This window comes from Kitasatospora sp. NPDC032757 (assembly GCF_055579305.1).
In genome coordinates this window covers 68,381-91,795 of record NZ_JBVINN010000030.1, presented here as the reverse complement: position 1 = coordinate 91,795, position 23,415 = coordinate 68,381, and the positions used below count along the sequence as shown (strand labels likewise).

The 23,415-nt window shown below is 75.1% G+C and carries 21 protein-coding genes; 10 read left to right on the top strand and 11 right to left on the bottom strand.

Translation table 11 applies throughout. The features are described from left to right. Window positions 1-91: 91 nt before the first annotated feature. Window positions 92-1,483, bottom strand: a complete 1,392-nt coding sequence (locus ACZ5WK_RS27940) for a GntT/GntP/DsdX family permease (protein ID WP_465551239.1) — start codon at window positions 1,481-1,483, stop codon at window positions 92-94. Then, the gene (locus tag ACZ5WK_RS27935) at window positions 1,480-2,046 is read right to left on the bottom strand and encodes a gluconokinase (RefSeq protein ID WP_465551237.1); all 567 of its coding nucleotides are present in this window, start codon (window positions 2,044-2,046) and stop codon (window positions 1,480-1,482) included. Before ACZ5WK_RS27935 ends, ACZ5WK_RS27940 begins: the two co-directional genes overlap by 4 nt. A 206-nt stretch (window positions 2,047-2,252) precedes the next feature. On the opposite strand from ACZ5WK_RS27935, the gene ACZ5WK_RS27930 reads away from it, so the two are divergent. Both ACZ5WK_RS27930 and ACZ5WK_RS27925 read left to right on the top strand, forming a co-directional pair. Further along, window positions 2,253-2,993: a FadR/GntR family transcriptional regulator gene (locus ACZ5WK_RS27930; RefSeq protein ID WP_465551235.1), complete on the top strand. Its 741-nt coding sequence runs from the start codon at window positions 2,253-2,255 to the stop codon at window positions 2,991-2,993. A gap of 122 nt (window positions 2,994-3,115) precedes the next feature. After that, the gene (locus ACZ5WK_RS27925) at window positions 3,116-3,598 is read left to right on the top strand and encodes a hypothetical protein (protein ID WP_465551233.1); all 483 of its coding nucleotides are present in this window, start codon (window positions 3,116-3,118) and stop codon (window positions 3,596-3,598) included. A 142-nt stretch (window positions 3,599-3,740) separates the two neighbouring features. Here the strand turns inward: ACZ5WK_RS27925 and ACZ5WK_RS27920 are convergent, their stop codons facing one another. From ACZ5WK_RS27920 to ACZ5WK_RS27900, 5 genes are read right to left on the bottom strand one after another with little or no spacing between them, the layout of a single operon-like run. Next, window positions 3,741-4,502, bottom strand: a complete 762-nt coding sequence (locus tag ACZ5WK_RS27920) for a metallophosphoesterase (protein ID WP_465551231.1) — start codon at window positions 4,500-4,502, stop codon at window positions 3,741-3,743. 46 nt (window positions 4,503-4,548) lie between these two features. Beyond that, the gene (locus tag ACZ5WK_RS27915; protein ID WP_465551229.1) at window positions 4,549-9,123 is read right to left on the bottom strand and encodes a hypothetical protein; all 4,575 of its coding nucleotides are present in this window, start codon (window positions 9,121-9,123) and stop codon (window positions 4,549-4,551) included. A gap of 58 nt (window positions 9,124-9,181) precedes the next feature. Continuing rightward, on the bottom strand, window positions 9,182-10,057 hold the full coding sequence (locus ACZ5WK_RS27910) for a hypothetical protein (protein WP_465551227.1): 876 nt from the start codon (window positions 10,055-10,057) through the stop codon (window positions 9,182-9,184). Further along, window positions 10,054-10,194 (bottom strand): hypothetical protein, encoded by a 141-nt coding sequence (locus ACZ5WK_RS27905; protein ID WP_465551225.1) that lies wholly within the window; start codon window positions 10,192-10,194, stop codon window positions 10,054-10,056. The genes ACZ5WK_RS27910 and ACZ5WK_RS27905 overlap by 4 nt, the downstream gene beginning before the upstream one ends. Then, complete coding sequence (locus tag ACZ5WK_RS27900) at window positions 10,191-11,741, bottom strand: hypothetical protein (RefSeq protein WP_465551277.1); 1,551 nt, start codon at window positions 11,739-11,741, stop codon at window positions 10,191-10,193. Before ACZ5WK_RS27900 ends, ACZ5WK_RS27905 begins: the two co-directional genes overlap by 4 nt. 164 nt (window positions 11,742-11,905) lie before the next feature. On the opposite strand from ACZ5WK_RS27900, the gene ACZ5WK_RS27895 reads away from it, so the two are divergent. The 5 genes from ACZ5WK_RS27895 to ACZ5WK_RS27875 all read left to right on the top strand — a co-directional run bounded on the left by ACZ5WK_RS27895 (window position 11,906) and on the right by ACZ5WK_RS27875 (window position 16,307). Further along, a complete protein-coding gene (locus ACZ5WK_RS27895; protein WP_465551223.1) occupies window positions 11,906-12,940 on the top strand; it encodes an IPT/TIG domain-containing protein in 1,035 nt (344 codons plus the stop codon). A gap of 207 nt (window positions 12,941-13,147) precedes the next feature. Then, on the top strand, window positions 13,148-13,684 hold the full coding sequence (locus tag ACZ5WK_RS27890; protein ID WP_465551221.1) for a hypothetical protein: 537 nt from the start codon (window positions 13,148-13,150) through the stop codon (window positions 13,682-13,684). Window positions 13,685-13,808: 124 nt separating this feature from the next. Next, complete coding sequence (locus ACZ5WK_RS27885; RefSeq protein WP_465551219.1) at window positions 13,809-14,585, top strand: LamB/YcsF family protein; 777 nt, start codon at window positions 13,809-13,811, stop codon at window positions 14,583-14,585. A gap of 116 nt (window positions 14,586-14,701) precedes the next feature. After that, window positions 14,702-15,409: a 5-oxoprolinase subunit PxpB gene (gene pxpB / locus ACZ5WK_RS27880; protein WP_465551275.1), complete on the top strand. Its 708-nt coding sequence runs from the start codon at window positions 14,702-14,704 to the stop codon at window positions 15,407-15,409. Beyond that, window positions 15,402-16,307 (top strand): 5-oxoprolinase subunit C family protein, encoded by a 906-nt coding sequence (locus tag ACZ5WK_RS27875; RefSeq protein WP_465551217.1) that lies wholly within the window; start codon window positions 15,402-15,404, stop codon window positions 16,305-16,307. The genes pxpB and ACZ5WK_RS27875 overlap by 8 nt, the downstream gene beginning before the upstream one ends. Before the next feature lie 206 nt (window positions 16,308-16,513). On the opposite strand, the gene ACZ5WK_RS27870 is transcribed toward ACZ5WK_RS27875, so the two are convergent. Next, entirely contained in the window at window positions 16,514-16,831 is a 318-nt protein-coding gene (locus ACZ5WK_RS27870) for an aminoglycoside phosphotransferase family protein (RefSeq protein ID WP_465551215.1), read from the bottom strand. A 465-nt stretch (window positions 16,832-17,296) separates the two neighbouring features. Then, window positions 17,297-18,076, bottom strand: coding sequence for an alpha/beta fold hydrolase (locus tag ACZ5WK_RS27865; RefSeq protein WP_465551213.1), 780 nt, complete (start codon window positions 18,074-18,076; stop codon window positions 17,297-17,299). A 256-nt stretch (window positions 18,077-18,332) separates the two neighbouring features. Here ACZ5WK_RS27865 and ACZ5WK_RS27860 point away from each other — a divergent pair, with 256 nt between their 5' ends. After that, entirely contained in the window at window positions 18,333-18,890 is a 558-nt protein-coding gene (locus tag ACZ5WK_RS27860) for a PadR family transcriptional regulator (RefSeq protein ID WP_465551211.1), read from the top strand. Between the two features lie 96 nt (window positions 18,891-18,986). Here the strand turns inward: ACZ5WK_RS27860 and ACZ5WK_RS27855 are convergent, their stop codons facing one another. After that, a complete protein-coding gene (locus tag ACZ5WK_RS27855; protein WP_465551209.1) occupies window positions 18,987-19,589 on the bottom strand; it encodes a DUF4396 domain-containing protein in 603 nt (200 codons plus the stop codon). Window positions 19,590-19,722: 133 nt separating this feature from the next. On the opposite strand from ACZ5WK_RS27855, the gene ACZ5WK_RS27850 reads away from it, so the two are divergent. Beyond that, complete coding sequence (locus ACZ5WK_RS27850) at window positions 19,723-20,418, top strand: class I SAM-dependent methyltransferase (RefSeq protein ID WP_465551207.1); 696 nt, start codon at window positions 19,723-19,725, stop codon at window positions 20,416-20,418. Between the two features lie 250 nt (window positions 20,419-20,668). Next, complete coding sequence (locus ACZ5WK_RS27845) at window positions 20,669-21,511, top strand: undecaprenyl-diphosphate phosphatase (RefSeq protein WP_396324897.1); 843 nt, start codon at window positions 20,669-20,671, stop codon at window positions 21,509-21,511. 288 nt (window positions 21,512-21,799) lie between these two features. Here ACZ5WK_RS27845 and ACZ5WK_RS27840 read toward each other — a convergent pair whose 3' ends face one another. Then, window positions 21,800-23,314: a HEAT repeat domain-containing protein gene (locus tag ACZ5WK_RS27840; protein WP_465551205.1), complete on the bottom strand. Its 1,515-nt coding sequence runs from the start codon at window positions 23,312-23,314 to the stop codon at window positions 21,800-21,802. Window positions 23,315-23,415: the final 101 nt, after the last annotated feature.

Below are 23,415 nucleotides of genomic sequence, written 5' to 3'. Positions count from 1 at the left end.
GGTGCCGTGGAGCCGGCGCGGTCGAGAGCTCGGCGCGGTGGAGCCGGTGCGGTGGAGCCCGTGCGGTGGAGCCCGTGCGGTGGAGCCGGCGTCAGATGATCAGGCTGAGCGGCATGATCAGGGCGATGGCGACCACCGAGATCACCGTCTCCATCATCGACCAGGACTTCACGGTCTGGCCGACGCTCATCCCGAAGTACTCCTTCACCAGCCAGAAGCCGGCGTCGTTGACGTGCGAGAAGAACAGCGACCCGGCGCCGATCGCCAGCACCAGCAGGGCCGCGTGGGTCGACGACATGTCGGCGGCCAGCGGGGCCACGATGCCCGCGGCGGTGATGGTGGCGACGGTGGCCGATCCGGTCGCCAGCCGGATCAGGACGGCGATCAGCCAGCCGAGCAGCAGGGCCGAGATGTGCCACTTGCTCGACCACTCGCTGACCGCGTTGCCCACGCCGACGTCGATCAGGGTCTGCTTGAAGCCGCCGCCCGCACCGACGATGAAGACGATGCCGGCGATCGGGCCGAGCGACCTGCCGACGGTGTCGGAGATCCGCTGCTTGGAGAAGCCCGCGGCCCGGCCGAGGGTCAGCATGCCCAGCAGGGTCGCGGCCAGCAGGGCGATCAGCGGGGAGCCGATGAAGTCGAACACCCGCTGGACCATCGCCTTCGGGTCGTCGATCACGACATCGGCCAGCGCCTTGCCGAGCATCAGCACGACCGGCAGCAGGATGGTCGCCAGCACCGCACCGAAGGACGGGGTCCGCTCGGGCTTCTCCGTCTCCGCCGGGGCGGCGGCCTGCGGGATCTCCAGCGGGCCGACCCACCGCTCGGCGACGCGGGCGAACAGCGGCCCGGCGATGATCAGGGTCGGGACGGCGATCAGCAGGCCGAGCGCCAGGGTGACGCCGAGGTCGGCCTTCAGCGCGTCGACGGCCACCAGCGGGCCGGGGTGCGGCGGGACGAGCCCGTGCAGCACCGAGAGGCCGGCCAGCGCGGGTATCCCGATCCGCATCAGCGGGACGTTGCCCCGGCGGGCGACCAGCAGCACGATCGGGATCAGCAGGACGACGCCGACCTCGAAGAACAGCGGCAGGCCGAGGACGGCCGCGATCAGCGCCATCGCCCACGGAAGCATCCTGGGACCCGAGCGGGACAGCACGGTGTCCGCGATGATGTTCGCCCCGCCGGAGTCGGCGAGCAGCTTGCCGAGCATCGCGCCCAGGCCGATCAGCAGGCCGACGCCGGCGACCGTGGCGCCGAAGCCCGTCGAGAAGCTGGACAGGAGCTTGTCGAACGGAGCGCCCGCGACGGCGGCCAGCAGGCCCGAACCGAGGGTCAGGGCGAGAAACGGGTGCAGCTTCAGTTTGGTGATCAGCAGCACGATGGCGCCGATGCTGAGCAGCACCGCGATCAGCAGCTGGGAGTCGCTGCCGGTGTGCGGCAGGGCCGGTGGGGCGGCCGCGAGCACGAGGGTGGGGGTCACGCGAGGTCTCCATTGACGGGCCGCAGCAGAGCCACGGCCATCTCGACGAGTTCTTCTGGGGACGGGCCGACGTCCAGGACGGCGCCGCGCTCGTCCGCCTCGAGGGGTTCCAGGGCGGCGTACTGCGAGTCGAGCAGCGACGGCGGCATGAAGTGGCCGCTGCGGTGGGCGAGCCGGTCCTCGACCAGCTCGTGACCGCCGCTGAGGTGCAGGAAGAAGGCGCCCGGGCAGGCCGCGCGCAGGGTGTCGCGGTAGCGGTGCTTCAGCGCCGAGCAGGTGACCACGCCGCCGGTGCCGGCCTCGGTCCGCTCCCCGAGCCAGCCGCCGAGGGCGCGCAGCCAGGGGGCGCGGTCCTCGTCGTCCAGCGGGATGCCGGCCGACATCTTGGCGATGTTGGCGGGCGGGTGGAAGTCGTCCGCCTCGGCGTAGGGGAGGCCGAGGCGGTCGGCCAGGAGGCGGGCCAGGGTGGTCTTGCCGACACCGGAGACGCCCATCACCACGACCGTGAGGGGGCCGGGGGTGGTGGGCGCGGGGGTGTCGTGGTTCTCGACGCTGAGAGCCATGGGTGGTGCTCCTTCGTTGCCAGGCCGCCACTATCGCCCCAAAGATATGACGTATTCAAGTAGTGGAAACCAAATCGTCATACTTTTGATGACGGGGGGATGGAATGGGCTCCGCGGGCGACGGGCTCCGCGGGCAGCGGGCTCCGCGGGCAGCGGGGACGAGGGCCGCGCGGCACGCGGCTGCGGGTGACGTCTAGGCTGGGCGGATGGAGATCCAGGGGCTGCCCGGCCGACTGCTTGCCGAGCTCGGACCGGCCATCGCGTCCGGGGAGATTCCCGAGGGCGCGGTGCTGCGCAGCGAGGAGCTGGAGGAGCGGTTCGGGGTGTCGCGGACGGTGGTCCGCGAGGCGGTGCGGATCCTGGAGGGGATGCGCCTGGTGGCATCCCGGCGCCGGGTCGGCATCACCGTCCAGCCGAGGTCCGACTGGGACGTCTTCGATCCGCTGGTGATCCGCTGGCGGCTGGCGGGCAGCGACCGGCCGGCGCAGCTGCGTTCGCTCGGCTCCCTGCGGGTCGCGGTGGAGCCGGCCGCGGCCGCCCTCGCCGCACAGCACGCCAGCGACGACGACCGTCGCCAACTCAGCGCGCTGGCAGTTGAGCTGACGATGACGGCGCGCGCCGCCGATCTGGAGACCTTCCTTCGGCACGACATTGCCTTCCACGCCACCGTGCTGCGGGCGTCCGGGAACGAGATGTTCGCCCACCTCGGGGAGACCGTCGGGGCGGTGCTGACCGGCCGGACCGAGTACGATCTGATGCCCCATCAGCCGGAGCCGTACGCGATCCGGCTGCACCGCAAGGTCGCGGAGGCGATCTGCGCGGGGGATGCCGGGCATGCGGAGCAGGCGATGCGGACGATCGTGGCGGGCGCGCTGGAGGAGCTCAACCAGCAGTTGGACCGGCCCGCGGCCGAGCCGGGGCTTTCCGGTACAGATCACACGATTTGACGGCAGTTCGGTGAATTCGGGCGCATAGTCCGGGTACGGCAGGGCAGAGTGTTCCCCGGGGGGCGCGTTTCGTGCGCCCGTCCCGCACGCCTGCCACCGTCGACCGCGCTGGGGGTCGCCCGATGTCCGTCGCACGCCGTCGCCGCCGTCTGCCCGAGGAGGTGCGGGTCGCCGCCGTCCGGGCGGTGCTCTGCCTGGCGTTCACCCTGGTCGGACTGTTGATCGCCACGCTGGCCTCGTACGCGGGCAGTTGGCTGATGACGCCCGCGCTGATGGCGATGGGGCTCGGGGTCTTCGGCTCGGCGTGGTGCCTGCTGGAGATCCTGATCTCGCGCCAGGTCGCCGCGCAGCGGATGCGCGGTCCGAACTCGGCGTCGCCGATGGCGGGCAGCCGGGCCCCCTCCGGCCCCCGGCCGCTCCCCCGCCCGGCCGGCCCACCGGCCCGCGGAAGCACACCCTACGGAGGCAGCCCGGGAACGGGCACGCCCTACGGAGCCGCGCCGGGCGCGGGCATGGCCTATGGAGCCGCGCCGGGCGGGCGTCCGTCACCGGGTGGTCCGCCGCCGGGCGGCCCGCCGCGTCAGCCGCGGATGCCCGCCGCGTAGCCGTACGGCTCTGGCCGGTCGCACTCGGCGCCCGGCTCGTGGGCAGCGCCCGGCTCGCGGACGGCGCGCAGCGGCCGGTCCGGGTGGCGGAGCGGTTCGCGGCCCGCACAGGACGGCGCCCGCCGCGGCTCCTCGCAGACGGTCAGGCCGGGACGGCCCGGTAGTGCGAGGTGATCCGGCCGGTGTCGTCCAGCACGTGGAAGACGAGCATCGGCGGCTGGTCGAAGGTGACGTCGCCCTCGCCCTCGCAGGCCAGCGTGACGGTGGAGACGACGCCGGGCGCGACCAGGACGGGCAGCCCGGCGAAGGTGGTGGCCGCGCCGGTGTGGGCGTGGCCGCAGAGCAGGGCGGCCACGCGGGGGTGGCGGGCCAGCACCTCGGCGAGGCGCTCCTCGCCGAACTGACGGATCGGGTCGACGTACGGCAGCTGGAGGTCGGCCGGCGGGTGGTGGAAGGCCACCAGCGCGGGCAGCTCCGGGCGGCCGTCGGCGAGCCGGGCGTCCAGCCAGGCCAGCGTCTCGTCGTCCAGGAGGCCGTCGTCGCGGCCGGGGACGGAGGAGTCGATCATCAGGAGGTCGGCACCGGGCAGCTCGTGCCGCCGGTTCACCGGCCCCTCGGCGGGCACCTCGCCGAGCAGCACCTCGCGGTACGGCGCGCGCCGGTCGTGGTTGCCGGGGCAGGTGAACACCTGGTGACGGGAGCTCAGCACCTTGGCGACCCGCTCGTACTCCCCCGGCAGGCCGTGGTCGGCGAGGTCGCCGGTGACCAGCACGGCGTCCAGCGGGCCGGGCAGGGCGTTGAGGTGGGCCATCACCTGCTCGGCCCGCCGGTACGCGCGGGCGCCGGCGTCGCCGTCCTGGTCCTGGCCGATGTGGATGTCACTGAAGTGAGCGATCGTCAACATGCGGACACGCTAGTACGACCACCGGACGGCGTCACCTGACAACCTGTCACGCGATCGGGGCCTCCGCGGGGCGCTTGAACATCCGGGTGGCGGTGATCTCGCCGTGGATGGCCGGGCCGTCCGGGTCCGGCGCGGCCGGCAGGCCCGGGCGCAGGTGCTCCTCCACGGAGATGTACTTGAGCCCGGCCCGCAGGTCCGCGTCGTTGCGCAACCGGATGACCAGCGGGAACTCGGCCAGCGCGGTGGTGTCGAAGAGGCCGGTGGTGTAGATCAGCTGGACACCGAGGGCGTCGGCCACGGCCCGCTGGAGCTCCAGCAGGTAGGTGGCGTTGGCGCGGCCGATCGGATTGTCCAGGAAGAGCGTGCCGGCGTGCCGCAGCTGGGACTGGCCGCGGTCGTTGGCGCGCAGCGCGGCCATCGTGCAGTAGAGCGCGATGGCGGCGGTGAGCAGCTGGCCGCCGGAGAAGACGTCGGACATCTGGCCGACGCCGACCCGCTCGGCGCGCAGCACGGCGTCCGGCTTGAGGATCTCGACGGAGACGCCGCGCGGGCCGATCGCGGCGGCGACGCCGCGCAGCAGCAGGGACATGCCGTCGCGGCGCAGGTCGCTGTTCTTCTTGACGGCGGCGCGGGTGGCCTCGTCGATGACCTCGCCGAGGCGTTCGACCAGGGTGGCGTGGTCCGGGTCCTCGAAGCGGATCCGGAGGAACTCCTGGCCGGACCACTCCCCCAGGCCCTCGGGCAGGCGGGAGAGCCGCTGGGCGGCGCGCAGGGTGGTGAGCGAGGACTCCACCAGGCCGCGCAGGCGGTCGACGATCGAGCCGCGGTTGCGCTCCAGCTGGGCGAGTTCGTCGGTGAGCACGCGCAGCCGGGGGGCGAAGGCGGTGGCCCAGGCGGCGGCGTGGTCGGGCAGGGCGGAGGCGGGCAGTTCGCGGATCTGCTGGCGGGCGGGGGTGCGGACGGCCTCGTAGCGGACGGCGTTGGCGTGCCGGACGAGCGCGTCGGAGGCGTCGCGGACGGCGAGTTCGGCGGAGGAGAGCTCGCCGGCGGCGGTGCGCAGGGCCCGGCGGGCCTCGGCGGCGGCGGTGCGGGCGTCGGCGAGTGCGCCGAGGTAGGGCTCGGCCGGCCGGCCGTCGTCGTCCTGGTGCTCGCGCAGGCCGTCGCGGAGCTGGCCGGCGTGCTCGTCGAAGTCCGCGGCGGCGGACTGGGCGGCGTCGAAGGTGCGCTGCAGGTCGGCGTGCGCGGTGCGGGCGGTCTCGACCGTCTCGCGGCGCTCGGCGAGCCGGCTGGTGGCGGTGCGCAGCAGGACCTGGGCGTGCTCGGGGTCGGCGGGGACGAGGTCCTCGGGCAGCTCGGTGTGGGCCTCGCCGTCGGCGGGGGCGGAACGCTCGGCCTCGCCGCGCAGCCGGCCGAGCTGCTCGCTGGCGGCGGCGGAGCGGGCCTCGATGGTGGCGACCAGCTCCTCGGCGCGGGCGGCGGCGGCCTGACGGGCGGGGCCGTCGGCGCCGTCGGGGCTGCCGAGCAGCTCCTCGGCGCGGGTGCGGACCTTGTTGGTGAGGCGGTCGAGTTCGGTCGCGGCGGCGGCCTCGTCACCCTCCGCACGGGCCTGTTCGGCACGCAGGTCGGCGCCGACGCCGACCTTCTCGTAGAGCTGGGAGGCGGCGCGGTAGGCCTCGCGCAGGGCGGGCAGGGCGGCGGGGGTGCCGGTGTCGGGCTCGTCGTCCTGCTCGGCGGCGGGGATCTCGGCGCGTTCGGCGCGCAGGGTCCGTGCGGTGCGGCGGGCGTCGTCGGCGGCGCGCTGGGCGGCCCGGCGGTCCTCGTCGCAGGTGCGGGCGCGCTCGGCGCACTGGGCCTGGCGGCGGTCGCACTCGGTGGCGTCCTCGGCGAGTTCGCGCAGGGAGCGCGTCCAGCCGGCGCGTTCGCGCAGCCGGAAGGCGAGGCCGGAGAGGGCGTCGGCGCGGCGGCGGGCGCGCTGGGCGGCCTCGCGGTGCTCCTCGTGGGCGAAGGCGGCTGCGGCGTGGTCGGTCTCGGCCTCGTCGTGGTCGGCGCGAAGGGTGCCGAGGGCGGCGGCGGCCTGCTCGGCGTGCTCGCGGGCGGCCTCGGCGGCGGCGGCGAGCTCGGCGAGGGTGCCGGGCGGGCAGCTGGCGTGCCAGGAGGCGAGGCGGGCGGCGAGGGCGCGGTCGCCGCCGAGCCGGGCGGCGAGTTCGCGGATGTGCTCCTCGCGGGCGGTGGCGCGGGTGCGCAGTTCGCGGCGCTCGTCGTCGGCGGCGGACTCGTCGTGCATGGCCGGGTTCGGCGGCACGACGAAGAAGGGGCAGAAGGCGGGCCCCTCGTCTGCCGTGAGCGGGGCGATCAGCGAGGCGGCGGCGCCGACGGCCACGGTGGAGCGCGGCAGCAGGGCGGCGGCCTGGAGCGCCTCACGGGCCCGCTCCAGCGAGTCGGTGTCGGTGATGACCACGCCGTCGACCAGTTCGGGCCGGGCGGCGAGGATCGCCTCGTGGTCCACCGGGTCGACGGACTGGGCGAGGTAGCGCCAGCCGGGCAGGGCGGGGATGCCGTGCTCGGCGAGGTACTCGACGGTGGCGAGGACGTCCGGGCCGGGCGGCAGCAGGCCGCCGTCGCCCAGCGCGGCGAGGATGCGGGAGTCGTCGGCGGCGGCGGTGCGCAGGTCGAACAGGGTGCGTTCGGCGGTGGCGATGGCCTCGTCGAGCTGCTCGCGCAGCGCCTCGGCGGAGCGGTCCAGCACGGCCGGGGTGAGGAAGCCGGCCTCCTCCTCCGCGCCGTCCTGGTAGGGGGTCAGGGAGAGCAGGTCGGCGAGGCGCGGCTCGGTGGCGAGCAGGGCGGCGGTGCGCTGCTCGGTGGCGAGGGCGTGGGCGGCGGCCTTGCGGGCGTCGCCGGCGCGTTCGGCGGCGAGTTCGGCGCGGCCGGTGGCGGCGGCGGCCTCCCGCAGCCGGGCGGCGGCGGACTCGGCGGCCGTGCGGGCCTGGGCGAGCGCCGCGCCGGCGGCCTTCTCCACGTCGGCGGCGTGCAGGGCCGCGCGGGCCGGGTCGACGTCGCCGTCGGCGTCGATGAAGCCGGCCTCGACGGCGGCGGCGGTCTCCTGCTCGACCTCGGCGAGGCGCTGGCGCAGGTGGTCGGCCTCGCTGCGGGCCTTCTGGGCGGCCGTGGCGGCCTCGGTGGCGTCGCTCTGGGCCTTGGAGCCGTCGGCCTGCAGCTCGCCCGCCCGCTGCTCCTCGGTGTCGGCGCGGTCCTCGGCGGCCGCAGCGGCGGCTTCGAGGGCACGGGCCAGGGCGGTGGCGGCGCGGGCGCGGGCGGCCAGCGCGGGGGCGGCGTCCAGCTCGGCCTCGCGGATGGCGGCGGCGACCCGGGCCATCCGGTCGGCGGCGGCGCGCTGGCGCAGCACGGCCTCGGCGGCCTGCCAGGCGGCGTGCAGGGTGCGGGCCTCGGTCAGCTCGCGGCGCAGCGCGGCGGCCTCGGTGGTGGCGGCGGCCAGGCCCAGGGTGGCGTGCCGGTGGGTGAGTTCGGCGGTGATCAGGGTGTGCCGGGTGCGGTCGGCCTCGGCGGCGGTGACCGCGCCCGCCGCGGCGGCGACCTCGATGGCGAGGTCCTGGGCGCGGTCGCGTTCGGCGGCGGCCCGGGAGGTGAGGGCGTGGGCGAGCCGGCGGGTGCGGCGTTCGGCGGTGCGGTGGGCCTCGCGGACGGTCTCGCGGGCGGTGGTGGCCTCGGCGATCCGCTCCAGCAGGTCGAGCGAGCCGGCCGTGAAGTCGCGTTCGGCGGTGAGTTCGGCGCGGCGGCCGAGCTTGGCGGCGAAGCCGTGGACGAGGTCGGCGAGGCCGTCGGTGTCGCGGGTGTCGGTGACGGCCCGCAGCAGCAGGTCGGTGAAGTCGCTGTCGTGCTTGACCGCGAAGAGGCCGGCCGCCTCGCCCTCGTCGGCGTTCATCTCGCGCTGGTAGCGGAAGAGTTCGGGGTCGAGGCCGAGGTCGCCGAGGTGCTCCGTCCAGCGGTCGTGGCCGTCCTCGAAGACCAGGTCGAGGTGCAGGTGGGCCTTGCCGGCCTCGGTGAGGGCGTCACGGAAGCCCTTCATGGTGCGGCGGCGGCCGCGGGCCTTCTGGTCGCCGGCCAGGCTGACCCGCTCGGCGACGGGCAGCGAGTCCAGGGTGAGGCCGGGGCCGGGGCGGAAGGAGTACCACGTCTCGGCGAACTTGCGCGGGTCGGAGGAGACCTGGCGGCCGCGCCACTCGCTGACCTTGCCGACCACGATCAGCTCGCCGGTGACGGTGTGCTGCCACTCCAGGGCGACGTGGCCGCAGTCGTCGGCGAGCAGGAACTTGCGCAGCACGCCGGAGCTGGCGCCGCCGAGGGTGTTGCGGTGGCCGGGGAGCATCACCGAGAAGATCAGCTTGAGCAGGACGGACTTGCCGCCGCCGTTCTCCAGGAACAGCACGCCGGCCGGGGCGGGCCGGCGCACCGGGCCCTCGGCCTCCTCGCCGAAGAGGCCGATCTGCTGCGGGGCCGGGTCGGCGACGGGCTCGCCGACGCCGCGCAGGTCGAGCACCGTGTCGGCGTACCGGGCGCCGGCCGGCCCGATCGAGTAGAGGCGGACCCGGTTGAGCTCGTACATGTGCGGCGGTTCTCCAGATGGGCGGTGCGGGAGGAGACGGGCGGTGCGGGAGGTTCGGTCAGAGGGAGTGGAACGGCAGGCCCGCGTCGGCGACCAGCTCGTCGGCGGTGTCCGGCGGGAGCAGGCTGGCGGTGCCGTCGGAGACGGGGACGACGCCGAGGTCGAGCAGCTCGGCCATGGCGGCGCTGCCGGCCAGGTCGCGCACCTGGAGCTGGTAGCGGGCGGTGGTGCGGTAGGTGCCGCCGGCGTCGTCCGAGGTCTTCTGCAGGAAGCCCGAGTCGACCAGGAACATCACGGCCTTGGCGACGATGCCGATGGTCGAGCCGGAGAGCCGGCGGGCGTCCTTGGTGGCGCCGGTGGCGGTGCGCCGGGCCCAGACCCGCCAGGCGGCCTCCAGGCCGGGGGCGTCGCTCTGCGGGTCGGTGTTGGCGCCGTCGGCCTCGGCCTGCTCCTCCAGCCGGCGGCAGGCCTGGCGGACGAAGGAGTCGACGCCGTTGACGGTGATCCGGCCGAGGTAGCCGTCGTCGGCGAGGTCCTCGGGGCGGGGGAAGGCCATCGCGGCGACGGCCAGGTGGGCCAGACCGTGCAGGAAGCGGTCGGTGGACTCGGAGGCGGCGCGGCGCGAGTAGTCGCCCATCCGGACGGCGAAGACGGAGTCCTCGGCGGCGGCCACGGCCATGCCGGCGCGCGGCGAGACCTCCAGCACCACCAGGCCCATGCCGGTGGCGACGGCGTCGGCGAGGCGGGCGAACGGCGGGTCCTCGCGGTGGCGGCGGACCAGCTCGGCGTACTCGGCGTCACGGGCGGGGAGCAGCTTGGCCTGGAGGCCGAAGGAGACCAGCCGGGCCGCGTCGGCGACATCGGCCGGGGTGATCGCGGCGGGGGCGGCCGGCTCGGTCTCGGGCGCCCAGGACGTGTCGTGGTGGGTCGTCACGGGCGGTGCTCCTCGGGGGTGTTGCCACCGGTGCGGGTGGTCTGCGCGGTCTGCGTGGCCTGCGTGGTCTGCGTGGTCCGGTTGGCCCGGATGGCCCGGATGGCCTGTACGGTCCGGACGGTCTGGCGGTGCGTCAACTGGCGTCCTTGCGGTCGGCCGCCATGCCGGCCGCGTCCAGCAGGGCGCTGCCGACGATGAGGTCGGCGCCGCCGAACTCCGGGTCGTGCAGCCGGGTGCCGTCGTCGACCGCGAAGAGCAGCCGCTCCTCGCCCTGCCGGTAGGCGGTGCCGACCGGCGGGCTGGCCGCGTGCACGGCCAGCAGGGCGACCAGGTACGGGAGCTCAGGGTCCTGCTTGCGAGCGTCGGCGAGCAGGCCGGACAGCCGGCGGGGGGCGTCGGCGGGCAGGTCGAGCAGCTCCAGCGCGGACTCCAGCTGCGCCTCGGAGAACCGGCTGTCGTCGGGGGTGGCGACGAGGTCCGGGTCGGGCAGCTCGGCACCCAGGTGCTCGCGCTCGACCGGCGGGGTGAGCAGCAGGTCCACCAGGTCGGCGACGCGGACCGAGACGGGCGTGCGCAGGCCGGTGCCGCGGGCGAAGAAGGCGCCGGTGGGCCGGACGGCCTGCTCCACCGGCAGCCGCAGCACGGGCGCGAGCAGCTGCCCGTAGAGGTCGATGCCGCTGCGGGCTCCGGGCGTGGCGAAGGCCTGGCGGTCCTGCTCGGCGCGGAACAGCGGGCCGGCCTCCAGCAGACGGGTCTGCAGTTTCGTGTGGCGGCGGATGCAGTCCTTGACGATGTCGAGCAGCTCGGCGGCGCGGCGCTTGTGCTCCGCCCCCTCGGGAGTGTGGGGCTCGGCCTCGTCCCGGGCCTTGCGGATGTTGGTGAGAATCGCGTTCTCGTGCCGGTAGCGGTCGGCGATGTGGTCGAGCGCCTCGTCGATGAGGTCGGGGATGGCCTGCATCCAGTCGACGGCACGCACGTTGCGCCGGGTGGCGTCGAGGGCGCGGCGCAGCGTCTCGGCGTACTGGACGGTCCGGTAGCGGGCCTGCTCGGCGGCGAGCTGGGCGTCCGCCAGGCGGCCCCGGCGGATCAGCACCTCCAGCTTGACCTCGGCGGCGATCTGGGCCGAGGTGACGTCGGTGTCGAGTGCGCCGACCAGGACGTTGACCGCCTCGTCGGTGGTGCGCAGGTAGACGCCGCCGTCGGGGCCGGGCACCTCCTCGATCAGCTTGAAGTCGTAGTCGCGGCGGACGTACGCGCCGTCCGCTCCGAAGGTGCCGTAGACGGCGCGGAAGCCGCGGTCGACGCTGCCGACGTTGATCAGCGACTCCAGCACCCAGCGGGCGACCCGCTCGTGCTCGGCGGTGGGCCGGCCGGCGGCCTGGGCGGCGACGCGGGGCAGCAGCCGGGCGAGCACTATGTCGCGGTCGGCCCCGGTGTCGAAGTCCATGTGCAGGGTGACCAGGTCGATCGCGGCGAGGCCGACCTCGGCCATCGCGTAGCCGCCGTACTCGCCGGCCAGCATCCCCTTGCGGTTGTCCAGGTCGTGGAGCGGGGCGGTGCAGGCCAGCGCCTTGAGCCGGCGGGCGAGGCCCTCGTCGGCTGCGGGGCCGGGCGCGGGCCGCACGGCGGCGGTGGCGGGCCCGGCGGGCGGCCGGAGCCCGTGCTCGGTGGGCGGGTCAGCGATGGCGGTCACGGTGGACAAGATTAGAGGTAGGCACCGACTTCGACCGAAACGGACCTTACGGGCGGGCCGAGGCGGGGGCCGGGGCCGAGCCGAACGCGCGGCACTAGAACTGGATTTCGAGAAAACGGCTTCGCGGCGCGCCCGGCCCGGCCATCATGCGTCCTATGATCACCAGACTGGTTCGAGGCGGCCTGGCCGCCGCACTGGCCGCGACCACCCTCGCCGCGGGCGCCGCCATCTCCGCCGCCGCGACCCCCGCCCGGACGGCGGTCACCGGCCCGAACGTCAGCGTCACCCAGGCCGGGAACTACCCGATCTTCCCGGTCGACAACACCAACTTCTCGGTGACCTGGAAGTCCTCCGGCACCACCGACCTCACCGGCGTCACCCACCTCACCGTCGAACTGCCGCCCGGTCTGACCACGAGCGGCGCGACGATCACCTCGTTCCAGGACTACACCTTCACCGAGACGATCTCGCCCGACGCCCGCCGCCTGGACGCCTACTTCACCGGCAACCGGGCTCCGGGGCGCAGCGAGTTCATGAAGGTCTTCGTGCAGTCCCACGGCACCAGGCCCGCCGGGACGATCAAGGTGACGGCCGCGAACCGGAACGACGCGGACCCGTCCGACAACGTCTCGACCTACGTGCTCGGCAGCGGCCCGCAGGCCCCGGCCACCCAGGCGGCGCCCGTGGTGGCCGGTGTCGACACCTCGTCCGGCGCGGGCACGGGCGGCACCGCCGTCACGCTGACCGGCACCGACCTGGACAACGGCTTCGTGCTGTTCGGCGACTCGGTCGCGGCCGGCGGCTGCACCAGCACCACCTGCACCGTGACCACCCCCGGCGGCGCGGGCAGCACGCCGGTCACCGTGGTCACCCCGGGGGGTTCCGCGGCCGCCTCCACCCCGTTCGACTACACCGGCGCGGCTCCCCCGGCGCCGCCCGCCCCGGCGGTCACCGGCCTGACCACCGGCTCCGGCCCGGCCGCCGGCGGCACCCAGATCTACGTCCAGGGCAGCAACCTGGCCCAGGGCACGGTGCGCTTCGGCGGTGTCCCGGCCAGCCGTTACTCCTGCGGCGTATCGCTCTGCTCGGCGACCGCCCCGGCGGGGACGGGCGTGGTCGACGTCACGGTGACCACGCCCGGCGGGACGAGCGCGATCGGCGCGGCGGACCGGTTCACGTACACCGCGTAGCGGGTTTCGCAGGGAGTGGCCGGGCGCGGGGTTCGCGTCCGGCCACCGGCGTTTCCGGGCGGACCACGGGCGGGTGCCGGGTGCGCCCCGGGTGTGCCCCGGGCGCACCCGCAGCTGAAAGTTGAACGCGTTCAATTCGTGGGTCTAGAGTCGTGCTGCGCAGGTGGGACAAGGCCCCACCTGTCCTTCGGCATGGAGGTTGGCACGATGGGCACTGATTCCGAGGCGATCCTGCGGCGGGTACGCGGGTGGCTGTGGACCTTCGTGGTCTGCCTGGTGCTGAGCGGCCTGACCGCCTTCCCGCTGGAGACCGAGACCAGGTGGCTGGCCGGATTCGCCACCGGCCCGGCCGCCCCCGTCACCGACCACCTGCCGGCCCTGGTCGAGTGGCTCGAACGGGTCCGCGACGGCCTCGCCGAGACCAACGCCCGCTACCCCTTCCTCGCCTACGGCACCGACTGGCTCGCCTTCGCACACCTGGTGATCGCCGCCGCCTTCCGGGGGCCGCTCAAGGACCCGGTCCGCAACATCTGGGTGATCCGCTGGGCCGTCCTCGCCTGTGCGGGCATCATCCCGTTGGCCCTGATCTGCGGTCCGCTCCGGGGCATCCCGCTGTACTGGCGATTCATCGACATGTCGTTCGGTGTCGTCGGCGTCGTCCCGCTGCTGATCGTGCTGCGCGCGCTGCAGCCCCTGGAGCGGGCCGCCGACGCTGCTGCCCGCGGCACCGCCGCCACCGGGTGAGCCGTCCGGGGGAACGCCCGGGCAGCGGGCCGCCGGTGGGGCGGGCCGGTGCCCGGACGGACGGCGCCGGGCTTCACGCGCAGGCCCTACCATCTGGCTCAACAGCTGTGGGAGGCGGACGGGCGTGACCGATGCGGTGATCGATCTCAATGCGGACCTCGGTGAGGGGTTCGGGCGGTGGACGCTGACCGACGACGAGGCACTGCTCTCCGTGGTGACCAGCGCCAACGTCGCCTGCGGCTTCCACGCCGGGGATCCGTCGACCATGCGCCGGGTCTGCGCGCTGGCCGCCGAGCGCGGCGTCCGGATCGGTGCCCAGGTCTCCTACCGCGACCTCGCCGGCTTCGGCCGGCGCGCGATGGACGTCCCGCCGGAGGAGCTGGCCGACGAGATCGCCTACCAGATCGGCGCCCTCCAGGTCTTCGCCCGCGCGGCCGGCTCCCGGGTCTCGTACGTCAAACCGCACGGCGCCCTCTACAACCGGGTGGTGGGCGACTCCGAGCAGGCCGAGGCGGTGGTCGCGGGCGTCCTGCGGGCCGGGGCGGTCTGCGACGGCCCGCTGCCCGTGCTCGGCCTGCCCGGCTCCCGCTTCCTGGCGGTCGCCGAGGGCGTCGGGCTCCCGGTGGTCACCGAGGCGTTCGCCGACCGCGCGTACACCTGGGCCGGCACCCTGGTGCCGCGTCGCGAGCCGGACGCCGTGGTGCACGACCCCGAGACGGTGATCACCCGCGCGGTCGGCATCGCCCGGGACGGCATGGTGGAGGCCGTCGGCGGCGAGCCGATCGCAGTCGAGGCGCGGTCGCTCTGCGTCCACGGCGACACGCCCGGCGCCGCCCAGCTCGCCTGGCGCATCCGGGGCGCGCTCGCCTCGGCGGGCGTGCGGGTGGAGGCCTTCGCATGACGGCGGCGGGGGGCGGCGAGGGCCGGGGGGACGGTGCGGGCCGAACGGGTCCGGATGTCGGGGCGGCGGGCTCGGGCGCCGGGGCGGTCGGTCCGGGCGCCGAGGGCTCGGGCGTCATAGCGGCGGGGGGCCGCGAGCCGGAGCTCCGGCCGGCCGGGGAGCACGCGCTGCTGGTCGAGGTCACCGGGACGGCCGAGGTGGGCGCCCTGTACGCCTGGCTGCGCGAGCGGCAGGCCGCGGGCGAGCTGCCCGCAGTCGAGGAGATCGTCCCCGCCGCCCGGACCGTCCTGCTGGACGGCGTCACCGACATCCCCGCCCTCACCGCCCTGCTGCGGACGGCCCGCCCGACGGCGGCGGACGCGACGCCCGGCCCGCTGCTGGAGGTGCCGACCGTGTACGACGGCGCCGACCTCGCCGAGGTGGCCGCGCTCTGGGGGGTCTCCCCCGAGGCGGCCGTACGGATCCACACCGAGCCCGAGTACGTGGTCGCCTTCTGCGGCTTCGCCCCCGGCTTCGGCTACCTCACCGGCCTGCCGGAGCAGTACGCGGTGCCTCGGCGTGCCACCCCGCGCAGCGCCGTCCCGGCCGGCTCGGTCGCCCTGGCGGGCCCCTACACCGGCGTCTACCCGCGCTCCTCCCCCGGCGGCTGGCAGCTCCTCGGCCGCACCGGCCTGCCGCTCTGGGACGCCGCCCGCGAACCGGCCGCGCTGCTCGCACCGGGTGTGCGGGTCCGGTTCACGGCGGCGCGGTCCACGGCGGACGGGGCGGCGGCGAACGGAGGCACGGAGGACGGGGCCGCGGCGACGCGGGGTGACCGTGGCTGAGCGGGAGCCCGGGGCCGGGGCCGAGGCCGAGGCAGGAGCCGAACTGGAGGTCGTCCGGCCCGGCCCGCTGACCACCGTGCAGGACCTCGGGCGCCGGGGTGTCGCCCACCTCGGTGTTCCCCGGGCGGGTGCGCTGGACGAGCCGGCGCTGCGTGCGGCCAACCGGCTGGTCGGCAACGAGCCCGGCGCGGCCGCCCTGGAGACCACCCTCGGCGGGGTCGCGCTGCGCGCGGACCGGCCGGTGGTCGTGGCCGTCACCGGTGCGCCCTCCCCGGTCCGGGTGGACGGGCGGCCCGCCGCGTGGGGCGCGCCCGTCGCCGTGCCGGCCGGCGGGCTGATCGAGGTCGGTGCCGCCACCCACGGCGTGCGCGGCTACCTGGCGGTGGCGGGTGGGCTCGCCGTCCCGCCCGTCCTCGGCAGTCGCTCGGCCGACCTGCTCTCCGGCCTCGGCCCGGCCCCGCTGGCCGCCGGCGACCGGCTGCCGGTCGGGCCGCCCCCGCCGTACCGGCCTGCCCCCGACCTCGTGCCGCTGCCCGCGCCCCCGGCCGAACTGGTGCTGCGGCTGCGGCTCGGGCCGCGCGCCGACTGGTTCGAACCGCAGTCGGTGGCCTGGCTGGCCCGCGAGCGCTACCGGGTGGCCCCGACCAGCAACCGGATCGCCCTGCGGACGGCGGGCCCGTCGGTCAGCCGGGCGCGCGGCGGCGAACTGCCGAGCGAGGGCATGGTGCTGGGCGCCGTCCAGATCCCCCCGGACGGGCTGCCGGTGGTCTTCCTCGCCGACCACCCCACCACCGGCGGCTATCCCGTCCTCGGCGTCGTCCCGCGCGCCGACCTCGCGGCAGCCGCCCAGGCCCGCCCGGGGACGCCGGTCAGGTTCGTGCTGCTGCGGTGGCGGTAGGGCGTTCCCGCGGCAGCGTGGTGAGCCGCGCGAGGATCGGCCCGCCGCTGCGCGCACCCGTGGCCGGCGACGACCCGTCCGGGCGACGCGGTAGGGGTGGAGCAGTCGGGCGTAGCAGTCAGGGCGCAGCAGTCAGCGGGACCGCCCCAACAGGGCCTCCGCGATGGCGCGTTGGGCCGGGTCGACGACGGTCTCACCGCTCTCGATCAGTGCAGGTCCCAGTGGAGCAGACGGTCACCCGGTTCGTGCCGGACCTCGCGGAGGGCGGCGGCGCAGTCGGCGAGCAGGCGCCGGTCGGCCGGGCCGGTCAGTTCGGCGAGCGCCTCCGGCACGCGGGTCAGCGTCCTGTCGGCGACCTCGGCCAGGCTCCGCAGGCCGGGCGGGGCCCGGTGCGCCGTCAGCCGGGCCAGCAGGTCGGCGAGGACGCGCAGGGCGGTGAGGCCGTCCGGCACGGTGAGCAGGGAACGGTCCGGGTCCAGGCGTTCCAGCAGCATCGAGCCGGTTTCCGGCTCGTGGGCGAGCAACCGGACGGCTCCGTTGCCGCCCCAGGCGCGCAGGGCGACGGGCTCGCCGCCGCCTCCTCGTCCACCGGCTGGAGCTTGAGCGCGGCGGGTGTGCCGTCCGCGCGCAGCACCGGGAGGACGAGGCCGACCACACCGTGGGCGGGTGCGCCGTCGGGGCACAGCGACCACATCTCCGACAGCTCGGCGGCGAGCGCGGGGAGGCAGGCGGCCCAGTCGCAGCCCCGGTCGCCGAGGCACTCGGCGAGGGAGGCGGTCAGCGCGTCCGGGACGCGGACCGGTGATTGGAAGGTGGCCGGCATGGCGGGCGGCTCCTGGGGCGGCGGGGCAAACGCATAGCGGACGGGGCAGGCGCGCGTCGTACGGGGCAGGCGCGCGTCAGGCCAGTGTGGCGCACCGCGCCGAGGTGACACGTCGTGCCGCTGAGGCAGGGCAGGCCACCATGACACGCCCTGCCGCATCAGCGTGTCATGCCACCACGGAGCGACGAGCCAGGGCCACGGCGGCGGCCTCGGCGAAGCCGTCCGGATTGTCGAACATGATGTTGTGCCCGCAGTCCGGGACGGCCACCACCTCCACGCCCGCCTCGCGCAGCCGGTCCGCGCCCTCCGGTGCACCGTCGGCCTGCGGGTGGAGGAAGGTGCGCGGGACGTCCAGGTCGAGCAGGAGCTCCCGCATGGTCGGAACGGTGCCGCGGGCGAGGTTCACGGCACTGCGGTGGAGGGCCTCGGGGCCGGCCAGCCGCATGGTGGACCACCAGAGCGGGCCGACCCACCGGCCGACCTCCTCCCGGCCGCCCGCCAGGAACTCCTCCTCGGTGAACGTGGCGATCCCACTGCTGCCCGGGCGGCGGGTGGGCGTGATCGGGTCGAGGTTGGAGTCGACCAGGAGGAGGTTGGCGACCAGCCGTGGATGCCGGTGGGCGAGCACGATCGCCACCGCGCCGCCCATGCTGTGCCCGACCACCTCGACCTCGGCCAGCCCGGCCGCGTCCAGCGCCGCCGCCACCGCGTCGGCGTGGGCCTCCAGCGTGTAGGAGAAATCGGCGGGCCGGTCGCTGATGCCGAAGCCCAGCAGGTCGAGCAGGAGCGAGCGGCGCCCGGCGATCAGCGGGTGGGCCGCGGCTGCGGCGAAGTAGACGGGCGAGCTGGCGCCGAGACCGTGCAGGTAGAGCCGGGCCGGTTCGGCACCCGGCAGCTCCACCCAGCGGATCCGGTCGCCGTTCGGGGTGACGGTTGCGTGATGCACGGTCGTTCTCCTCCTCGGGTCGGGGTATCGCAACGTTCGCTGTCCAGCCGCAGGAACCATACCTCGCGATCGAGGTATAGCGGTAGCGATATAGTAAACGGCCGCCGGCCGACGACCGCCCGAACCCGGAAACGACCTCCGGACGCCCGGGCCGGCCCGGTGAACCCGGGAACGACCCTCTGAAACCCGACAACGACCCTCGGAGCCCGGGAACGACCCCCTGAGCCCGGGAACGACCCCCTGAGAGAGTGGTCCCATGCTGAAGCTCGCGATCCTCGGGTTCCTCCACGACCGACCCCTGCACGGCTACGAGCTGCGCCACCACCTCGCAGCGCTCACCGGGCACGTCCGGCCGATCAGTGACGGCACGCTCTACCCGGCGATCAAGCGACTGGAGTCCGGGGGCCTGCTGGTGCGCGAGACCGAGCCGGGGACGGCGGCCGCCCCGCGCCACACCCTCCACCTCACCGAGGCCGGGCGGGCCGCACTGCTCGACCGGCTGCGCACTCCGGACGAGCTGGACATCAGCGACGAGAACCGCTGGTTCGCCGTGCTGGCCTTCCTCCGCCACCTCGACGGCGAGCCGGCCGCCCAGGCCGCCGTACTCCGCCGCCGCCTGGCCTTCCTGAGCGAGCCGGCCAGCTTCTTCTACGACGGGGCACACCCGGTGGACGCCGAGGAGGCGACGGACCCGTTCCGCCGCGGGATGCTGCTGATCGCCCGCGCCACCACCGAGGCCGAGCTGACCTGGCTGCACGACACCCTCGCGGAGCTGGACCGCAACGAGCAGCAGCCCGGACGCAACGGGCAGTAGCCCCGGACGCACCGCGAAAACGCCGCGGCCCGCACCGACCGTCGAGCGGGTCGGTGCGGGCCGCAGGCGAGTCCCCGGCGCCTTCGGGGCGGGCGCTCAGTGCTGGTGGTGGGCGTGGACGACCGCATGGCCGCGGCCGCGCCCGATCATCCACTTGTTGACCGGCACGGTCAGCGCGAAGGCGAGGGTGAGCGAGCCCGCCAGCGCGATCCAGAACAGGAGGTCGCCGAGGCCCGCGTCCATCGCCCCCGGGACGGTGACCATCACGGTGTTGTCGATCAGCTCCATGACCAGGATCGAGACGGTGTCGGCGGCCAGCGCCACCTTCACCGCGGCCCGGACGTCCAGGCCCGCCTTGAGCACGCCGCGCATGGTGAGGGCGTAGCCGAAGACGAAGGCCAGCAGCACCGAGAGCACCACGGTCGCGCCGTTGTGCAGGCCGAACGCGGTGCCGAGCACCATGCCGAGGATCTCGCCGATGGCGCAGCCGGTGAGGCAGTGCAGGGTCGCCTGCGCGGCGGTCTGCCAGCTCGCCCCGCCGCCGTGCGCGGCGCCGTGGCCCGCGTGACCCGCGTGACCGGCGTGGCCTCCGGGGCCCGCGTGCAGGTCGTGCCCCTCATGCCCGGCCGGGTGGCCGTGCTGCTCGTGGTGCCCGTGGCCGGTGTGCTGCTCGTGCTCGTGCTGTGCGGGGTGTGCCATGTCGTCCTCCGCTTGCCCTGGCGCTTCGTTCCTCGCTCCGTCGATGAGGAACATATACCCCCTGGGGGTATGCCGCAACCATCTCTCCGACGCCCTCTTCCCCACCCCCGCGGGCCCGTGTTCCGATGGGACGATGACTGATGAGCGACGCAGGGGATACGACGGCACGGGACCGGGCGCGATCACACCGGACGGCTGCGCCGTCGAGCTGTACACACGGCTGCCGGTGCACGGCGAGCCGGAGGTGATCGAACAGGCGGTGCCGGCCGGCGCGCGCATCCTCGAACTGGGCTGCGGCGTGGGCCGGGTGACACACCCGCTGCTCGAACGGGGCTTCACGGTGACGGCCGTGGACGAGTCCGCCGAGATGCTGGCCCGGGTGCGCGGGGCCCGGACGGTCCGCAGCCCGATCGAAGGACTGGACCTCGGCGAGCACTTCGACGTCGTCATGCTGGCCTCCTTCCTGGTACACGCGGGCGACCTGGAGGTCCGGCGCAGGCTGCTCGCCACCTGCCGGCGGCACGTCGCCGCGGACGGCTGCGTCCTGATCCAGCGGGAGGGCGAGGACTGGCACCGCGAGGTGCCGCGCGAACGCCCGCTGGGCCGGGACGGGCTGGTCCGGATCGCCTCGTCCACGCCGGTCGGCGAGGGGGTGAACTCGGTGGTCGCCGAGTACGAGTTCCCGGACGCGCGCTGGACCCAGACCTTCCTCTCCCGCCCGCTCGGCGCCGCCGAGTTCGAGCAGGCGCTGGCCGACGCCGGCCTGGCCGTGGACCGCTACCTGACCGACGACCGGACCTGGGTCAGGGCACGGCCGGACACCGCCTGAACAGGGCTCGAACACCGGCCGCGCCGGTGGAGCGGGACCGGGGCAGGGGTGAACGAAAACCCGTCACCTTCACCGCGTACCATCAGGCGCGCGCCGGGCCCTCGCGCGACCCGAGCGTCGGGCGGGACCGGCCGTTCGCATGCCATCGGCATGTGCCCCGGGCATGCCGTCGGGCATGCTCCCGCACCGACGACCAACAAGGACCGCTGATGCGCATCGAGCGACGGATACCCCGGGCGGGTGTCCGGTGATCGAATGGTTCCACGGAGCCGTCCTCGGCCTGATCCAAGGGCTCACCGAGTTCCTGCCGATCTCCTCCAGCGCTCACCTGCGGGTCTTCTCGGCCCTGCTGGGCTGGGACGACCCGGGCGCGGCGTTCACCGCCGTAACCCAGCTCGGCACCGAGTCCGCCGTGCTGATCTACTTCCGGCGCGACATCGCCTCGATCGTGAAGACCTGGACGCTCTCGCTGTTCCGGCCCGCGCTGCGCTCGCACCAGGACGCCCGGATGGGCTGGTTCGTGATCATCGGCACTCTGCCGATCGGCATCCTGGGCAAGCTGTTCCAGGACACCATCGAGACCAACCTCCGCGACCTGCGGATCATCGGCACCACGCTGATCGTCTTCGGCCTGATCCTGGCGGTGGCCGACCGCACCCGGGCGGTCCGGCACGCCAAGCCGATCACCGACCTGACCCTGCCGCACGCCGCCGTCTACGGCATGGCGCAGGCGCTGGCGCTCATCCCCGGCGTCTCGCGCTCGGGTGGCACCATCAGCGCGGGCCTGCTGCTCGGCTACAGCCGCGAGGCGGCCGCCCGGTACTCGTTCCTGCTGGCCATCCCGGCGGTGCTCGCCTCCGGTCTGCTGGAGCTGTTCAAGATCGGCGAGGGCCCGGCCCCGGCCTGGGGCCCGACCGTCCTGGCCACCCTGATCGCCTTCGTCGTCGGATACGCGGCGATCGCCTGGTTCCTGAAGTACATCTCGCACAACAGCTTCATGCCGTTCGTGGTGTACCGGGTGGCGCTCGGCATTCTGATCATCGCGCTGGTGAGCGTCGGCACCCTGGCGCCCGACGCCGGCGTCGTGAAGTAGGCGGCATCCCAGAAGCAGCCGGTCCAGCAGCAGCAGGTCCGGAGCAGCCGTTCCGGAGCAGCAGGTCCGGAAGCCTCCGGTCCGCGAAGCAGCGGATCCGAGAGCAGCGGATCCGAGCGCAGCGGCTGCGGAAGCCGTGCCCCTGCGGAGCAGTGGCCTTCCCGAGTAGAACGCGGTTCCACCGCTCCACCGACAGCAGCGGGCCGGGGCACCTCACCAGGTGCCCCGGCCCGTTTCATCGTCCCGGAAGCGGCTCACGGCCGCGCTCGTCAGACAGCCCCCCGCGCCCTAGCGGCTTCGCTCGCGGGCGGCGGTCAGCCGGCCCCGCACGGCGGCGTGGACCTCGGCCTCCTCGGCCGGGTCGGCGGCGAGGCGGCGCAGGCGCTCCAGCACGCGGGCGTCGCCGGTGGTGGCGACGTGCCTCGCGGCGAGCTCCCGGGTGGACTCCTCGCAGTCCCAGAGGCACTCGACGGCCGGCCCCTCGGGGAAGTGCACGTCGGTCACGGCGAGCGCCCGGGCGGCGCGGCCGCGCAGTTCGGACGAGGCGGCCTCGCCGTAGATGTGGCGCAGGACGGGGACGGCTTCGGCGGCGGCAAGCCGCCCCGCACCGTCGACCAGCGTCCCGAGGCCGGTACCGGTGCCGGTCACGCCGCGCACCGAGATCCAGCGACGCAGCCCGGCGACCACCAGGGGCGCGTCGCAGGGCTCGCCGGCGTCGGCGAGCAGCTGGACGGCGGCCTCGCCGAGGGCGCTGTCGGCGCCGCCGGTGGCCGGGTCGGCCCAGCGGCGGGCGTGCGCCAGCACCTCGGGGCCGCGCATCCGGCCGAGCAGTTCCAGGGCGGCGCGCACCATCCGGTCGTCCACGTCGGCGGCGGCGGCCTCGATCAGGCCGGCTGCGGCCGGATCGCGCCGGTCGACCAGGTAGCGGAGGGCTGCCCGGCGGGCGCCGGGCAGGCCGCTGCGGGCCGCCTCCAGCACCGCGGGGCGGTCCTCGGGGCGGACCACCGCGGCCAGGCAGCGCGCGGCCGCGGCCGCGCGCCGGTCCACGGCGTCGGGGCCGGCCGGGTCACCGGCGTCGCGGGCGGGCTCGGGACGGTCGGGCTGGCCGGCGAAGGCGCCGGCACTCAGGCCGCCCAGCTCGCCCTGGTCGGCCCAGGCCAGCACGTCGGCGGTGGACCAGCCGGGGGTGACGCCGCTGCGGTTCAGCTGGCGTTGCCAGAGGTCGAAGGGGGACTGCTCGCTCGCCGCGGCGACCCGCGGGTGGTAGGCCGCCCAGAGCCGCCAGGGCCGGGGCTCGTACGCGGCGCGGATGAAGTCGCGCAGCTCGGCATCGCCCTCGGGGCCCGGCGGGAAGCGGTCCAGCACGGCGGTGCCGAGCAGCAGCAGGCCGCGGTCGTCGTCCCGCAGGGCCAGCTCGTCCAGGGCCCAGGCCCAGTTGGTGCCGGTGGCGGCGTACTCGCGCAGCATCAGCAGCGCGTCGCGCCGGCCGTAGGCGGCGAGGTGGCCGAGGACGGAGAGCGCGAGGCCCGTGCGGCCCTCGTCGTCGTCGAGGAGGTCCTCCGGGTCGTGAAGGTGGTCCTCGATGCCGCCGAGGGGCGCCTCCAACTCCATGTAGAGGCGTGCGTAGTAGAGGGAGCGGTTCTCGACCTGCCAGTCGGCTCGCGGGTCCCTGGTGACGCACTCCTCCAGCGCGGCGATGGCTTCGGTGCGGTCGGCGGCCAGCGCATGGAGCTGCCCGTCACCGCGACCTCGCTGAAGGAGGCCGAGGAGGCTGGCACTGGGTGCTATCACTGGCTCGAACATGAGGTCAGCATCCGTTGCGGCGGTCGTAGTGGCAACGGGATTTCCGTCGCCGGGGTCACTGGTCGGTACTGCGGTGGGCGCCCGGGCGCCGGAATCACCGA